Below are 14613 nucleotides of genomic sequence, written 5' to 3'. Positions count from 1 at the left end.
CGCCTCCCCCTTCTCAGAAGATCCCGATCGTCCTTTGCAGCGCATTGCCGAAATGCGCCTGCAGCGCGGCTTCGGCGGCGTCGGCGTCGCGGGCCATGCAGGCGGTAAGCAGGTCGAGATGCTCGCGCAGCGTCCTGAGCGCCAGCGGCGCCGTCAGCGTGCGGTCGAGGCGGATCAGCTGCAGGTAATTGTGCACGCGGCGATAGGTCGATTCGACCAACGGATTGCCGAGCGCCGCGATGATCTCGAAATGCAGGATCTCGTCGAGCTTCACCAGTTCGCGGACGATATCCAGCGAGAAGCCGTCACGCTGCAGCGCTTCGATCGCCCGCTCATGCCGGGCGCTGAGCGCCTCCATCGCGGCGAGGGCGCCGGCCTCGGCATAGGCCCGCACGGCCGGCCGCTCCAGGATCGAGCGGAATTGATAGGTGTTCTTGGCGAACTCGAAATCGGCCTTCACGAAGCGGATGCCGGAGCGCGGATGAATGGTGAGCAGACCCTCGGTCTGCAGCACCCTGAGAGCATCGCGCAGCGGCGCCACCGGCACGCCGACGAGACGGACGAGGTCGTTCTGCGACACGCTCGCACCGGCCGGCAGACCGCGCGCGAACAGGAGTTCGAGGATCCGGCCATAGGCCACCTCGCTCAGCGAGACAGCACCGCCATCGCCCTCGCGGTCCCCGCTCTCCCGCGGTGCAGCGACGCCGGCGTCTTGCAGCTCGGCCCAATCTGATCTATCAGATCGCTTCTGTGGCATATCAAAGCTCGACATTGATCGATTAGGCGACTCATATCATGCGCATCGCGGAATATCGACTGACCCGTTTCCAATTCGCGCGTGACCGCGTCATCGGCGACAGCCAGGTCCGGATCGAGCATGCGCACATGGCGGCGCTGGAGCTCATCAGCGACACCGGCCTCGTCGGCCTCGGCTTCGTGCCCTCGCTCTTCAACGCCCTGCCCTCGCTCGCCGAGATCGACCGCCTGTTCCGCGTCGAGATCTGGCCGGGCCTCGAAGGCCAGGAGCCGGCGGCGCTCGTCCATCGCATCCGCCGTCCGCGCGGCGGCAATATCCGCGGCGCCTCGCTCCCCTTCGCCGAAGGCATCGACCAGGCGCTGTGGGACCTGACGGCCAAGCAGATCGACCTGCCGCTCTGGAAGCTGCTCGGCGGCACCAAGAAGCGGGTCAAGGCCTATGCCAGCGGCCTCGACTATCACCTCTCGGATGATGATTTCTGCGCGCTGTTCGAGCATGCCCGCGCGATCGGCTACACCGCCTTCAAGATCAAGGTCGGCCATCCCGATATCGAGCGCGACCTGCACCGGCTGGCGCTGCTCACCAAGACCGTCGGCAAGGCCGAGGCGATCATGATCGACGCCAATGAGGGCTGGTCGCCGCAGGACGCCGTGCGCCGCCTCAACATCATCAACAAGGCCGGCTACGACATCCTCTGGGTCGAGGACCCGATCCTGCGCTACGATTTCGAAGGCCTGAAGATGGTGCGCGCCGGCTGCCCCTTCACGCTGGTGAACTCGGGCGAATATTTCGGCGCCTCGGACAAGCTGCGCCTCATCGAGGCGCGCGGCACGGACATGATCAATGTCCACGGCCATGTCAGCGAAGTCATGCGCATCGGCTGGATCGCCGCCGAGCAGGGCATCCCGGTCAGCCTCGGCAATTCCTTCCTCGAGATCGGCGTGAACATGGCGATCGCCCTGCCCGAGGTCGAATGGCTCGAATACTCGTTCCAGAATTTCGACCATCTCGTGGAGCAGCCGATCGAGATCCGCGACGGCTACGCCTATGCGCCGGAGCGTCCGGGCCATGGGCTCGTGCTGTCCGAGACGGCACGGCGCGACCACGCCATTCCCGACGTGCTGGCGGCTGAGGAGCTGCCGCCGGCACCGGTCAATACCCGTCTGCCGCACTGAAACGAACGACGCGTCGCCGCACTCGCCGGCCGCGTCTTTCCGAGATCGACTGCGAGGGAGGAGTAACGATGAGACACGCGATGAAGCATCTGCGCGCCGGCACGATCCTGGCCGCCGCGCTGGTCGGCACCGCCGGCTTCGCCTATGCCGAGGACGTGACGCTGACCGTCTGGGACTGGAAGTCGGGCGATCCGACGACGGCGCCCTATTTCGACAAGGTGAAGGCCGATTTCGAAGCGGCGCATCCCGGCGTGACCGTGAAATATGTCATGCAGCCGCATGACCAGTATTACACGCTGCTCGGCACCGCGATCTCGGCCGGCCAGGGCCCCGACGTCGTGCTGCTGCATGGCGGCTCGCAGGCCAAGGAGCGCACCGGCGCCCTCGTCAAGCTCGACGACGCCGTCGCCGACATCAAGAGCCGCGTCGCCGGCTGGCCGGAATTCACCGGCGCCGATGGCAGCGTCTATGCGGTTCCGATCTCGATCCAGGGCTTCGCGGTCTATTTCAACAAGGATCTGTGGACCAAGGCGGGTCTCGATCCGGCCAAGGTTCCCGCGAACTGGGCCGAACTCAAGGCCGATGTCGAGGCGCTGAAGAAGGCGGGCATCACGCCCTTCGCGCTCGGCAACAAGGAAGGCTTCGGCGCCGAATTCTGGTTCTCCGCGCTGGCCGCCAATGGCTGGACGGCGGAGCAGCAGGCGGCCTGGGCCAAGGGCGACCTCAAATGGTCGAGCCCCGAGGTCAAGGCGATCCTCCAGGCCTGGGTCGACGCCAACAAGGATGGCTGGTTCGCCGAGGGCGCCAACTCGACCGCCAAGTTCATGGACGAGTATGAGAGCTTCGAGCGCGGCGAGAACGCCAACACGATCGGCCTCATCTCCGACGTCGCGCACTGGAAGGAGTTCGACGGCTTCCTGGGCGGCGACAAGGTCGGCGTCTATGTCATGCCGCCGGTCGAAGGTGGCAATGGCACGCTGAAGCTGCCGCTCTCGGGCGGCATCGGCTATGGCGTGACGAAGTTCTCGAAGAACCCGGACCTCGCCATCGCGCTCGCCAAGAGCTTCGCTGCGACGCCGGCGATGCAGGTCTTCTTCGAATCCGCCGGCGCGATCCCCTCGGATACCGCCGTCGACACCTCGAAGGTCGACAGCCCCTCCGCCAAGGAGATCCTGGGCTGGCTGAAGGACGGCGTGCCGCTGGCCCATGCCAACATGTCGACCGCCGAGCTCGAAGAGTGGCATCGCCAGAGCCAGCTCCTCTTCACCGGCGAGACCACCGTCGACAAGGCCGCCGCCCGTCTCGACGAGGTCCAGGCGAGCTCGAAGAAGAAGTAGGTCTCCATCACGCCGCCGGTATCGCGCTTCACCTCTCCCGGAGGGAGAGGTCGACGGCGGAGCCGGCGGATGAGGGGTTAGGGAATTCTCCGGGTGGGGCCGTAACCCCTCACCCGGACCTGCGGTCCGACCTCTCCCTCTGGGAGAGGTGAAGAGGCGGAGCAGTGCTCGGTCTCGGCCGCGTCTGAGAACCAATACGAGGCGAGCGGATGACAGCGACCCCGACTTCCAAGGACGCGAGTGATGCCCGCTCGGGCCAACGCAAGCGCCGCGTCGGCGCAAATCCCGAGCGGCTGGCGCTGTTCTTCGTGCTTCCGGCGCTGGCGCTCGTCACGATCTTCCGCATCGTCCCGCTGATCTGGGGCCTCGGCTATTCCTTCACGGATTACAACGGCATCGCCGAGCCGAACTTCATCGGCCTCGCGAACTATGCCGAGCTCGCCCGCGATCCGGCCTTTCTCGACAGCCTCGTCAACATGCTGATCCTGATCGCGACGCTGCCGATCTGGATCGCGCTGCCGCTGGTCCTCGCGATCCTCATTCATCAGGGCGTGCCGGGCGGCAAGCTGTTCCGCGCCGTCTATTTCTTCCCGGCCGTGCTCTCCTCGGTCATCGTCGGCGCGATCTTCAACGTGCTGCTGCGCTATGACGGCTCGTTCAACGCCATGCTGAAGGCGCTCGGCTTTTCGGCCGTCGATTGGCTCGGCAATTCCTCCACCGCCCTGTTCAGCCTGATCGCCGTCCAGCTCTGGGCGACCTTCGGCATGAGCCTGCTGATCTTCCTTGCCGGCCTTTCGACCGTGCCGTCCGACATGCTGGAAGCGGCCAAGCTCGATGGCGCCAAGCTGCTGCAGACCTGGTGGTACATCGTGATCCCGTCGCTGAAGCCGATCATCGAATTCGCCGCCGTGGTGACGACGATCGGCATGCTGACCTCGATGTTCGGCCTCATCTATGTCCTGACCGCCGGCGGGCCCGGCACGTCGACGACACTGCCCGAATTCCTGATCTGGCTCGAGCAGGGCAAGATGAACCGGCCTGGCTATGCGAGCGCGATTTCCATGGTGCTGTTCCTGATGATGGCGGGTCTCGCCGCGATCCAGATCCGCATCATGTCCAAGAACGCCAATCTGTCCTGACGCCCAAGCCCAACCGGGAGCCGCCCATGTCTGCTGTCGCACCGCGTGAGAGGCGCATCCTCTGGGTGATCGCGATCCCCATGGCGCTGCTGGCGCTCTCGGCGGTCTATCCCGTCTTCTTCGCGCTCAACGCCGCGCTGAAATCGCGCAAGGAATTCGTCCTCAACCGCTTCGGCCTCGCGAGCAGCCCGACCTTCGACAATTTCGTCCAGGCCTGGACCCGCTCCCGCCTCTCCGATTATTTCGTGAATTCGGTGACGGTCACCGTCGGCGCCGTGCTGCTGCTGATCATCGTCGCCTCGCTCGCCGGCTATGCCCTGGCGGTACTGCGCTTCCGCGGCTCCAAGCTCGTCTTCACGATCATCCTCGTCTCGCTGATGATCCCGGTGCAGGTCGTCCTGGTGCCGTTCTACCGCACCATGATCGCGCTCGACCTCGTCAATTCCCGCATCGGCCTGATCCTCGCCTATACGGCGTTCTTCCTGCCGTTCAGCGTCTATCTGATGACCGCCTTCTACGCCCGCCTGCCGCGCGAACTCTATGAGGCGGCGCAGATCGACGGCGCCAGCCTGCTGCAGGTCTGGTGGCACATCATGCTGCCGATGGGAAAGCCGGCGCTGATCACGCTCGGCATCCTCAACACGCTCTATTGCTGGAACGACGTGCTGATCTCGCTGCTCGTGCTGCAGGACAACCGCACGCTGATGGTCGGCATCGCGGCGCTGCGCGGCGAATACACGACCAATGTGCCGCTGCTCGCCGCCGGCATCGTGCTCGCCGCCGCGCCGATCGTCATCATCTATGTCGTGTTCCAGCGCCAGATCGTCTCGGGCATCGCCGTCGGCGCCGTGAAGGGATAAGCGAATGCAACGCATGGGCATGGTGATCGGCGTCAAGCCGGAGGCGATCGCCGAATATAAGCGCCTGCATGCGAGCGGCTCGGCAGAGGTCAACGCCCTGCTCTCGGCCTGCGGCGTGAAGAACTATTCGATCTATCTGCGCGAGCCGGAGAACCTGCTCTTCGGCTATTGGGAATATCACGGCGCCGACTGGCCGGCCGACGCGGCCCGCCTCGACAAGGAGCCGGCGATCCGCGCCTGGCTCGCCCAGACCGACCCCTGCCAGCACCCCCTCACCTCGGCGAAGGACGGCGAATGGTGGTCGCTCATGGAGGAGGTGTTTCACCTGGATTGAGGTGCGGCTCTTGAGCCCTCCCCTTGAGGGAGGGCCGAAGGCGCGAAGTGGCTTCGGGGAGGGGTTGCTTGAACGAGGCACTCCGAAAGCGCCCTCGCCCGACCCCACCACCGCGACCCCTCCCCAAATCCGCCAAGGCGGATTTGGCCCTCCCTCAGGGGGAGGGCTCAAGGAAGAACCTACTCCGCCGCCTGCATCACCCTGTCGTCCTCGTCGACTAGGCTCTCTTCCGTCACCGGATCGAAGACGTGCATGCGGGTCTGGTCGAAGACCAGGCGGAGCGGCGCGTCGATCTCGGTGGGCAAGGTCGGCGGCAGCGTCGCGCGGAAGATGAGGTCGCCGGCCTTCAGCGTCACGATCTTCTCGACGCCATGGTTCTCGACGGCCCAGACGCGGGCATGGATCGGACCGTCATCGCTGAGCGCGATCGATTCCGCGCGCACGCCGAGAACGACCTTGCCGCGCGCGGTGCCGAAGCGCCGGCGCGTCGCCGTATCCAGCGAGAAGCCGTTCTTCGCCGCCGGAATATAGACCTCGTTGCCCTCGATCTCCGCCTCGATCAGGTTCATGGCGGGCGAACCGACGAAGCTCGCGACGAACATGTTGCGCGGGTGGTGATAGATGTCGTGCGGCGTGCCGACCTGGGCGAGGCGGCCGCCATTCAGCACGCCGACCTTGTCGCCCATCGACATCGCCTCGATCTGGTCGTGCGTCACGAACAGGAAGGTGGCGCCGAGCTTCACCTGGAGGTCCTTGAGCTCGCCGCGGAGCGACTCGCGCAGCTTGGCGTCGAGATTGCTGAGCGGCTCGTCCATCAGGAAGATGCGCGGGGACCGCACGATTGCCCGGCCGATCGACACGCGCTGCATCTCGCCGCCCGAGAGGCGATCGACCTTGCGGTCGAGCAGATGGCTGATGCGCAGCGTCTTCGCCGCCCGCGTCACGCGATCGTCGATCTCGGGCTGCGGCACGCGCCGCACCTTGGATTTCAGCGGGAATTCGAGGTTCTGCCGCACCGTGTAGCGCGGATAGAGCGAGTATTGCTGCAGCACGAGCGCAACGTCGCGCTCGGCCGCGCCCCAGCCGCCGACATCGACACCGTCGATCTCGATCGTGCCCTCGGTCGGCTTCTCGAGGCCGGCGATCAGGCGGAGCGTCGTGGTCTTGCCGGCGCCGGTCGGCCCGAGCAGGACGAAGAACTCGCCATTCTGGATCTCGAGATCGAAATCCTTGAGCGCCTCGTGCGAGCCGAAGGTCTTGCTGACGCGTCTCAGACGGACATGGGCCATGGTGTCATCCCTGCAGGATGCCGAGCGAGCGCCCGGATCGCGTGTCGAAGAAGTGGGTCTGGCTCGTATCGAGGCTGGCGAAGACGATATCGCCGGGCCGCTCGACGAAGCCGGAGCGGGTGCGGGCGCGCAGCGTCCCCTCCCCCACCTTGAGATCCACAATGTCATAGGAGCCGAGCGGCTCGATCAGCCGCGCCTCCACCGGGACGAAGCCGTCAGATGCTTCATGCGCCACGATCACGCCCTCGGGACGCACGCCGAGCGAGAGCTCGGTATCGCGGCCGGCGGCGGCGCCGAGCCGCTTCTCGAGCTCGGGCGGCAGCGCGAAGCCCTGCGGCGCCCCGCCGAGCCGCACCGTCGTCCGCCCGCCCTCGGTCGCGACCGCCGCCGGGGCGATGTTCATCACCGGACTGCCGATGAACTGCGCCACGAACAGGTTCGCCGGGTTGCGATAGACGTCGAGCGGCGTGCCGACCTGCTGTAGGATGCCCTCGCTCATGACAACGATGCGGTCGGCGAGCGACATGGCCTCGACCTGGTCATGCGTGACATAGACCGAGGTCGCCTTGTTCTCGATGTGCAGGCGCTTCAGTTCCGTGCGCATGTCCTCGCGCAGCTTCGCGTCGAGCGCGCCGATCGGCTCGTCCATCAGGATCGCCTTCGGCCGGCGGACCAGCGCGCGGCCGATGGCGACGCGCTGCATGTCGCCGCCCGAGAGCGCCGAGGGGCGCTTCTTGAGGAAATGCGTGATGTCGAGCGCCCGCGCCACCTCGCCGACCTGCCGGTCGACATCGGCGCGGGATTCGCCGGCCGCGCGCAGCGGAAAGGCGATGTTCTCGAACACCGTCAGATGCGGATAGAGCGCATAGAGCTGGAAGACGAAGGCAATGTCGCGGTTCGACGCCTCGAGGTCCTGCACCGGCTTGCCGTCGATGCGGATCTCGCCGGAGGAAATGTCCTCGAGGCCGGCAATGGCACGCAGGGTCGTCGTCTTGCCGCAGCCGGACGGGCCGAGCAGGACGACGAATTCGCGGTCGGCGATGGTCAGGTTCATGTCGCGGATGACATGAACCGAGCCGAAATATTTCTGCACGTCGTGCAGCACGATCTCGGCCATGGCTCAGCCCTCCTTCTTCTCGGGCTGCGGCACATGGGCCGCGATGTTGAACGCGACGAGGCCGATCAGCGTGATGGTGACGCCATAGCTATGCAGGCCATGATGCCAGGGCTGGCACAGCGCCACGATGCCGGCCACCATCAGGATCATCGAACCCGGCTCGACATAGCGGGCGCAGATCTCGCGAAAGCTCATTGCCGTCCTCCTATTTGCGGATCGCGCCGAAGGTGACGCCGCGCAGGAGATGGCCGCGGAGCGCGAAGGTGAAGATCGCGACCGGCAGCAGGAACAGGAAGGTTCCGGCCGCGATCACGGTCCAGTCGATGACGCCCGAGCCGAGCTGCGAGGGGATGAAGGGCGGCGCGGTCTGGGCGCGCCGGTTGGTCATGATCAGCGCGAAGGCATATTCGTTCCACGCGGTGATGAAGCAGAACACCGCCGTCGCCGCGATGCCCGTCGCCGCCTCCGGCAGCACGATCTTGAAGAAGGCTTCCATGCGCGTATAGCCGTCGACCAGCGCTGCCTCCTCATATTCCTTCGGGATCTCGTCCATGAAGCCCTTCATGAGCCAGACGGAGAAGGAGAGGTTGAAGGCGGTGTAGAGGATGATGAGGCCGATATGCGTGTCGGTCATGCCGACGGCGCGATACATCAGGAACATCGGGATCGCGACGACGACCGGCGGCAACATGCGCGTCGACAGGATGAAGAACAGCATGTCCTTCTCGCCGGCGATGCGGAAGCGCGAGAAGCCATAGGCTGTCAGCGTGCCCATCCCGACCGCGAGCACGGTCGAGGTGATCGCGATGATCAGACTGTTCATGAAGCGGCTCGGATAGGCCGAGAGCTGCACATTCGCCCCGGTGCGCAGCACGCGCTCGCCATTGTCGAGGATGCGCTGCTCCCACCAGGGCGCCGCGTCATAGGCGGCCGGATCGACCGGCTTGGTCAATTGCACGCGCTTGGTGAAGAGCTTGATGAACGGCGTGATCTCCGGCGCGAAGACGACCGTCGGCGGAACCGTGGTCGCGAGCGCGCGCGGCTTGAAGGCGGTCGACGCGATCCAGTAGATCGGCGCCAGGAAGATCAGCGTGATGACGAGCACAGAGGCGATCGCAAGACGATTGCCGACGAGCGCGCCCTTCGACTTGACGGCGGCCATCTCAGCGCTCCTTCACCCGGTTCAGATATTTGACGTAGATGTTGGTGATGGCGAGCACCATGATCAGGACGATGTAGGCGAGCGCCGACGACTTGCCGGTCTGCCATTCCTGGAACGCCATCTTGTAGAGCTTGATCGAGATGAGCTCGGTCGTGTCCTGGCTCGACATGATGTAAGCGAGGTCGAAGGTCTTGAACGCCTCCATCGTGCGGAAGATGATCGCGATCAGCAGGATCGGCGCGACCAGCGGCAGCGTGATGCGGCGGAACGTGTACCATTTGCCGGCGCGGTCGATCGCGGCCGCCTCGTAAAGATGCTTCGGCACCGCCGAGAGGCCGGCGAGCGAGAGCAGCATCACGAAGGGCGACCACATCCAGATATCGGTGATCGCGACGGCATAGAGCGCGGCATCGCGGTTCGACAGCCAGGCGAAATCGCCGAGGCGGAAGATGTAATTGATGATGCCCCAGGAGGGATCGTAGAGCAGCTTCCAGAACAGGCCGACGACCGCCATCGACATCATCATCGGCAGCAGCAGCAGCGTCGTGACGAGGCCCTTGAACGGGAAGGCGCGGTTCAGCAGCAACGCGATGCCGAAGCCGACCAGCACCTGCCCCGCCACCGAGACCAGAACGTATTTCGCCGTGACGACGAAATTGTTCCAGATGAATTCGTCGCCGAGCAGGTCGCGATAGTTCTTGAGCCCGATGAAGTTCGCCGGCGCGTTGGTCGACGCGCGAAAATCCGTGAAGGAATAGCCGAGCGAATAGATCAGCGGGAAAATGTTGAAGACGATCAGGAATGCGAGCGTCGGCAGGATGAAGAGGTTTCGGATCGACAGATCGCTCCAGCCGCGCGCGGCGGCGCGCGATTGCGGATCCAGTCTGGTCATTGCCGCCATGGCCACGGGTGGCTCCTCCGGAGGAAGTCGTCGTTTGAAAAGGCGTTTCGTGCGTCAGGGTCGTCGTTGCCGGGCTCGGCCCGGCAACCCAGACTTGGCTGCAACCGCGGACGCAGTCCCCACGCCCGCGAAAAGGCTGGATTGCCGGGCCGAGCCCGGCAATGACGACAGCCTGCGGACCCGGGCCGAAGCCCGGGCCCGCATGCCACTCAGTTCGCGTAGCGGCCGTATTTGGTGAACGTCTCGGTCCAGTCCTTGGCGAGGCCGTCCAGCGCTTCCTTCGCCGTGCCCTTGTCGCCGACGACATAGGGGCCGAGGCGATTGTTGAGCTGGGTCAGGAGCTCGGCATATTCCGGAACGGCCCAGAAGTCCTTCACCTTGAACATGGTCTCGTAGAAGGCCTTGTTGTACGGCGTCGCGTTCTGGAATTCCGGCGACTTCAGCACGGCCTGGCTGGCGGTGTAGCCGCCGAGTTCAGCCCAGCGCTTCTGCGTCGAGTCCTTGATGAACCACTCCAGGAACTTCTTCGACGCCTCCTGCTTCTTCGAGTAGGTGACGATCGAGATGCCCTGGCCGCCGAGCGCGGCGAACTGCTCGCCCGTCGGGCCCTTCGGATTGGCGAAGAAGCCGGTCACCTTGGCGTTCGGATTGGTCGCCTCGTTGAGCAGCGAGGGGAAGAAGGCGAAATAGTTCATGCTCATCGCCGCCAGGCCCTCGGTGATGGCCTGGTTGTCTTCCTGGAAGAAGGTATTGCCCCAGTTCGGCGGCGTGAACTTGTACAATTCCTTGTACATTTCCAGCGCCTCGACAGCGACCGGGGAGTTCACGATGCCCTCGACCTTGTAGTTCGAATAATCGCCGAGCTCGCCGCCATAGGAGAACAGCGCGTTCTCGAAGCCCATGGCCAGCGCGTCATAGGTCGTCTGGGTGTAGATGGCGATGCCGTAGCGCTTCTCGTCCGGGCGATAGAAGAACTCGGCGATGTCGCGCAGCTGCTTGAAATCCTCCGGCACGGCCAGCTCATAGCCGTATTTCGCCTTGAAGGCTTCCTTCTCCTTCGGATCCTCGAACCAGTCCTTGCGATAGGCCCAGCCGACGGCGTCGCCCTCGAGCGGGATCGCCCAGTACTTGCCGGAATTGGCCGGGTATTCGGCGTAATACTTGACCGTCGCCGGCGCCATGACCTCGGCGAGCTTGTGCTCGTTGAAGAAGTCGGTCAGGTCGACATAGTGCCCGCCCGTCGAGCCGGCACCCAGCCACTGGCTGTCGCCGACGACCATGTCATAGGCATCGCCCTTGGCGTTGAACTCGGTGAAGGCCTTGGTCTGGAAATCCGGCCACGGCGTGGTTTCCACCGTGATGGTGTCGCCGGATTCGGCCGCATATTCGTTGACGAGTTCCTGCAGATAGTTGGCCGGGTCCCATTCGGCCCAGAAGATCGTGAGTTCTTCCGCCGAGGCACTCGCCACGCCGGCAATGGTGAAGCCGACGCCGGCCAGCAAGCCGGCCAGGGTTTTCCTGCGCATTCTGTCTCCTCCCTCTCCTGCGCTGTCCATATTCTTCAGGGGTCGACAGCATGCCCGCCATTTGCGGCTAGGCCCCCTTCTTGCGCGTCTTCCTCCCTCCCGTTCCGGTCTTGCCGGCGCCCGGCTCGGCGGGAGTCTCTCCCTCTCCCGCCTCTTGGAGCGCCTGCCGGATCAGGGCGGAGGCCGCCCAACTCGCAACCTTCTCGGCCTCTTTCGCCTCGAGGCCCCAGATGTCCTTCAGGATGATGATCGCCTCGATGCCGAAGAGCAGCGAGAGCGCCTGCGTCACACGTTCCGAGGCCGCCTTGCCGATCTGCGCCTGCAGCGGATCGATGGCGGTCTTCAGCAGTCCGCGGCGGTTTCCGCGCACGACGCGCGTTTCCGCCCCCAGCGTTCCGGCCTGCCGGCGCTGCCACTGGTCGAGCGCCAGAAGCAGCGCTGCACGGTGGGTCGCCTCATAGGCCTGCATCCGATGGTAGGCGAAGCCGAACAGGTCCGCCACCCGCTTTTCCGCGTCTCCGTCCTGCGGCTGCCAGTCGAGGATCGGGCCGAGCGCCTCGTCCACCGCCGCCTGGATCATCGCCGCCTGGCTCGGGAAATAGCGATAGGCCGTAGCGCGCGACACCTCCGCCGCCTCCGCAACCTCGCTGACCGAAGGCGAGCCGCCCTCCTGCATCAGACGGATCGCCGTCGCCAGCATCAGCCGCTTCATGCGGCCGCGCGGCCCCTTCTCGCTCTCCCCCGGAAGCTGTGCTTGACCTGAGACTGCCATACCAATACGATACGCACGTCTCAGATAAAAAGCAAACAGACATTTCGTCTTCCGGCCATCAGGGAGGATGGCAGGGAGACACAAAAGGCCAGACGAACCAATGCCTTGGGTCCGATGCACCCCGCGTCGGCCAGCGCTTCCGGCTTGCCATTCGGCCGCCCGCCAGTTGCCTCCCACGCACGCGTCGAGGATGCGATGAAGACGATCTATGTCGTCGGTACGGCGGATACGAAGGGCGAGGAACTCGCCTTCCTCAGCGCCCAGGTCGCAGCCTCCGGCGAAGCGGTCCGCCTCGTCGATGTCGGTACCCGCGCGCCGACCTGCCCCGTCGACGTCACCGCATCCGAGGTCGCGTCGCATCACCCGGACGGCGCCGCCGCGGTGCTCAAATCGCAGGATCGCGGCACCGCCGTCGCGGCCATGGGCGAGGCCTTTGCCCGCTATCTCGCGAGCCGCGACGACATCGCCGGCGTGATCGGCATCGGCGGCGGCGGTGGTACGTCGATCATCACCGCCGGCATGCGCCTCCTGCCCGTGGGCCTGCCCAAGCTGATGGTCTCGACGCTGGCCTCGGGCGATGTCGGTGGCTTTGTCGGCGTCTCCGACATCGTGATGATGCCCTCGGTGACCGATCTCGCCGGCCTCAACCGCATCTCGCGCCTCGTCCTGCAGAACGCCGCTCACGCCATCGTCGGCATGGTGCGCTACCCGCTGGTCGAGACGAGCGGCAAGCCGGCGGTCGCACTGACCATGTTCGGCGTCACCACCGACTGCGTCACGGCGGTCACTGACGAGCTGCGCTGCGACTATGACTGCCTGGTCTTCCACGCCACCGGAACCGGCGGCCGCGCGATGGAGAAGCTCGCCGAGAGCGGCATGCTGGTCGGCATGATCGACGCGACGACGACCGAGATCGCCGACCATCTGTTCGGCGGCGTCCTGTCGGCCGGCCCCGATCGCCTCGGCGCGGCGATCCGCACGCGCCTGCCCTATGTCGGCTCGGTCGGCGCGCTCGACATGGTCAATTTCTGGGCCGTGGACACGGTGCCCGAGCGCTTCCGCGGCCGCAATCTCTACCGCCACAACCCCAACGTCACGCTGATGCGCACCACGGCGGAGGAGAACCGCCGCATGGGCGCCTTCATCGCGGAGCGGCTCAACCGCTGCGAGGGCGCGGTGCGCTTCCTGCTGCCCGAGGGCGGCGTCTCCGCGCTCGACGCGCCCGGCCGCCCCTTCCACGATCCGGAGGCCGATGCGGCGCTGTTCGACGCCATCGAGGCGGACTTCATCACCACGGACCGGCGGCGGCTCGAAAGGCTGCCGCTCCACATCAACGACCCGGACTTCGCCAAGGCGCTCGCGATGCGCTTTCGCGAGATCGCAGACTAGACCCGAAGAAAGGAACGCGGATGCCGCGCATTCCCCGCAGCGAGATCCTCGCAAAGTTCAAGGACATGGTGGCGCGCCGCGTGCCGATCGTCGGCGGCGGCGCCGGCACCGGCCTCTCGGCGAAGTGCGAGGAGGCGGGCGGCATCGATCTGATCATCATCTATAATTCCGGCCGCTACCGCATGGCCGGACGCGGCTCCTCCGCCGGGCTGCTCGCCTATGGCAACGCCAACGAGATCGTCAAGGAGATGGCGCATGAGGTGCTGCCGGTCGTGCGCCACACGCCGGTTCTGGCGGGCGTCAACGGCACCGATCCCTTTGTCCTGATGCCTCAATTCCTCGCCGAGCTGAAAGGGATGGGCTTTTCCGGCGTGCAGAACTTCCCGACGATCGGCCTCTTCGACGGCGCCATGCGGCAGAGCTTCGAGGAGACCGGCATGGGCTACGGCCTCGAGGTCGACATGATCGCCGAGGCGCACCGGCTCGACCTGCTGACCACGCCCTATGTCTTCAATCCCGATGAATCGCGCGCGATGGCGGAAGCCGGCGCCGATATCATCGTCGCGCATATGGGCGTCACCACCGGCGGCTCGATCGGCGCCACCTCGGCGAAGTCGCTCGACACCTGCGTCGCCGATATCGACGCCATCGCCGAGGCCGCGCTGAAAGTGCGCTCCGACATCATCGTGCTGTGCCATGGCGGCCCGATCGCCCAGCCCGAGGATGCAGAATTCATCCTGAAGCGCACCGCGAACTGCCACGGCTTCTACGGCGCCTCCTCCATGGAGCGCCTGCCCGTCGAAGCCGCGCTCACCGAGCAGACGCGGAAGTTCAAGGGGCTGAGTTTTTGAGTTC

15 protein-coding genes are annotated in these 14613 nt (G+C 65.5%); 7 read left to right on the top strand and 8 right to left on the bottom strand.

Annotation, left to right across the window (positions count from 1 at the left end; all coding sequences use genetic code 11):
* Window positions 1–13: 13 nt before the first annotated feature.
* Complete coding sequence (locus GGR25_RS16460) at window positions 14–757, bottom strand: GntR family transcriptional regulator (RefSeq protein WP_183399922.1); 744 nt, start codon at window positions 755–757, stop codon at window positions 14–16.
* Window positions 758–795: 38 nt separating this feature from the next.
* Between GGR25_RS16460 and GGR25_RS16455 the strand changes: the two genes are divergently transcribed.
* The 5 genes from GGR25_RS16455 (at window position 796) to GGR25_RS16435 (ending at window position 5602) form a co-directional block, all read left to right on the top strand.
* On the top strand, window positions 796–1932 hold the full coding sequence (locus tag GGR25_RS16455) for a mandelate racemase/muconate lactonizing enzyme family protein (RefSeq protein WP_183399921.1): 1137 nt from the start codon (window positions 796–798) through the stop codon (window positions 1930–1932).
* Between the two features lie 68 nt (window positions 1933–2000).
* Window positions 2001–3269 (top strand): ABC transporter substrate-binding protein, encoded by a 1269-nt coding sequence (locus GGR25_RS16450; protein ID WP_183399920.1) that lies wholly within the window; start codon window positions 2001–2003, stop codon window positions 3267–3269.
* Between the two features lie 209 nt (window positions 3270–3478).
* Complete coding sequence (locus GGR25_RS16445) at window positions 3479–4408, top strand: carbohydrate ABC transporter permease (RefSeq protein WP_183399919.1); 930 nt, start codon at window positions 3479–3481, stop codon at window positions 4406–4408.
* 26 nt (window positions 4409–4434) lie between these two features.
* Complete coding sequence (locus tag GGR25_RS16440) at window positions 4435–5268, top strand: carbohydrate ABC transporter permease (RefSeq protein WP_183399918.1); 834 nt, start codon at window positions 4435–4437, stop codon at window positions 5266–5268.
* Between the two features lie 4 nt (window positions 5269–5272).
* Complete coding sequence (locus tag GGR25_RS16435) at window positions 5273–5602, top strand: L-rhamnose mutarotase (protein WP_183399917.1); 330 nt, start codon at window positions 5273–5275, stop codon at window positions 5600–5602.
* Between the two features lie 179 nt (window positions 5603–5781).
* Here the strand turns inward: GGR25_RS16435 and GGR25_RS16430 are convergent, their stop codons facing one another.
* The 7 genes from GGR25_RS16430 to GGR25_RS16400 form a co-directional block, all read right to left on the bottom strand.
* Window positions 5782–6891 carry an ABC transporter ATP-binding protein gene (locus GGR25_RS16430; protein WP_183399916.1) on the bottom strand — a complete coding sequence of 370 codons (1110 nt, stop codon included), beginning with the start codon at window positions 6889–6891 and terminating at the stop codon, window positions 5782–5784.
* A 4-nt stretch (window positions 6892–6895) separates the two neighbouring features.
* Entirely contained in the window at window positions 6896–8008 is a 1113-nt protein-coding gene (locus GGR25_RS16425) for an ABC transporter ATP-binding protein (RefSeq protein ID WP_183399915.1), read from the bottom strand.
* A 3-nt stretch (window positions 8009–8011) separates the two neighbouring features.
* On the bottom strand, window positions 8012–8203 hold the full coding sequence (locus tag GGR25_RS16420) for a hypothetical protein (RefSeq protein ID WP_183399914.1): 192 nt from the start codon (window positions 8201–8203) through the stop codon (window positions 8012–8014).
* Window positions 8204–8213: 10 nt separating this feature from the next.
* Complete coding sequence (locus GGR25_RS16415; protein ID WP_183399913.1) at window positions 8214–9170, bottom strand: carbohydrate ABC transporter permease; 957 nt, start codon at window positions 9168–9170, stop codon at window positions 8214–8216.
* Window position 9171: 1 nt separating this feature from the next.
* A complete protein-coding gene (locus GGR25_RS16410; RefSeq protein WP_210300010.1) occupies window positions 9172–10062 on the bottom strand; it encodes a carbohydrate ABC transporter permease in 891 nt (296 codons plus the stop codon).
* Window positions 10063–10280: 218 nt separating this feature from the next.
* On the bottom strand, window positions 10281–11597 hold the full coding sequence (locus GGR25_RS16405) for an ABC transporter substrate-binding protein (RefSeq protein ID WP_183399911.1): 1317 nt from the start codon (window positions 11595–11597) through the stop codon (window positions 10281–10283).
* A 67-nt stretch (window positions 11598–11664) separates the two neighbouring features.
* Window positions 11665–12309 carry a TetR/AcrR family transcriptional regulator gene (locus GGR25_RS16400; protein WP_343068093.1) on the bottom strand — a complete coding sequence of 215 codons (645 nt, stop codon included), beginning with the start codon at window positions 12307–12309 and terminating at the stop codon, window positions 11665–11667.
* A gap of 255 nt (window positions 12310–12564) precedes the next feature.
* Between GGR25_RS16400 and GGR25_RS16395 the strand changes: the two genes are divergently transcribed.
* A complete protein-coding gene (locus GGR25_RS16395) occupies window positions 12565–13758 on the top strand; it encodes a Tm-1-like ATP-binding domain-containing protein (protein ID WP_183399909.1) in 1194 nt (397 codons plus the stop codon).
* 20 nt (window positions 13759–13778) lie between these two features.
* A complete protein-coding gene (locus tag GGR25_RS16390; RefSeq protein WP_183399908.1) occupies window positions 13779–14609 on the top strand; it encodes a phosphoenolpyruvate hydrolase family protein in 831 nt (276 codons plus the stop codon).
* Window positions 14610–14613: the final 4 nt, after the last annotated feature.

Source organism: Kaistia hirudinis, assembly GCF_014196455.1.
Lineage (GTDB): Bacteria > Pseudomonadota > Alphaproteobacteria > Rhizobiales > Kaistiaceae > Kaistia > Kaistia hirudinis.
The sequence above is the reverse complement of the archived record's forward strand: the minus strand, read 5'-3'. Positions and strand labels throughout refer to the sequence as shown.

Coding starts and splice junctions, on each gene's coding strand:
- GGR25_RS16460 (WP_183399922.1), bottom strand. CDS start 757: ATGCCACAGAAGCGATCTGATAGATCAGATTGGGCCGAGCTGCAAGAC.
- GGR25_RS16455 (WP_183399921.1), top strand. CDS start 796: ATGCGCATCGCGGAATATCGACTGACCCGTTTCCAATTCGCGCGTGAC.
- GGR25_RS16450 (WP_183399920.1), top strand. CDS start 2,001: ATGAGACACGCGATGAAGCATCTGCGCGCCGGCACGATCCTGGCCGCC.
- GGR25_RS16445 (WP_183399919.1), top strand. CDS start 3,479: ATGACAGCGACCCCGACTTCCAAGGACGCGAGTGATGCCCGCTCGGGC.
- GGR25_RS16440 (WP_183399918.1), top strand. CDS start 4,435: ATGTCTGCTGTCGCACCGCGTGAGAGGCGCATCCTCTGGGTGATCGCG.
- GGR25_RS16435 (WP_183399917.1), top strand. CDS start 5,273: ATGCAACGCATGGGCATGGTGATCGGCGTCAAGCCGGAGGCGATCGCC.
- GGR25_RS16430 (WP_183399916.1), bottom strand. CDS start 6,891: ATGGCCCATGTCCGTCTGAGACGCGTCAGCAAGACCTTCGGCTCGCAC.
- GGR25_RS16425 (WP_183399915.1), bottom strand. CDS start 8,008: ATGGCCGAGATCGTGCTGCACGACGTGCAGAAATATTTCGGCTCGGTT.
- GGR25_RS16420 (WP_183399914.1), bottom strand. CDS start 8,203: ATGAGCTTTCGCGAGATCTGCGCCCGCTATGTCGAGCCGGGTTCGATG.
- GGR25_RS16415 (WP_183399913.1), bottom strand. CDS start 9,170: ATGGCCGCCGTCAAGTCGAAGGGCGCGCTCGTCGGCAATCGTCTTGCG.
- GGR25_RS16410 (WP_210300010.1), bottom strand. CDS start 10,062: ATGACCAGACTGGATCCGCAATCGCGCGCCGCCGCGCGCGGCTGGAGC.
- GGR25_RS16405 (WP_183399911.1), bottom strand. CDS start 11,597: ATGCGCAGGAAAACCCTGGCCGGCTTGCTGGCCGGCGTCGGCTTCACC.
- GGR25_RS16400 (WP_343068093.1), bottom strand. CDS start 12,309: ATGAAGCGGCTGATGCTGGCGACGGCGATCCGTCTGATGCAGGAGGGC.
- GGR25_RS16395 (WP_183399909.1), top strand. CDS start 12,565: ATGAAGACGATCTATGTCGTCGGTACGGCGGATACGAAGGGCGAGGAA.
- GGR25_RS16390 (WP_183399908.1), top strand. CDS start 13,779: ATGCCGCGCATTCCCCGCAGCGAGATCCTCGCAAAGTTCAAGGACATG.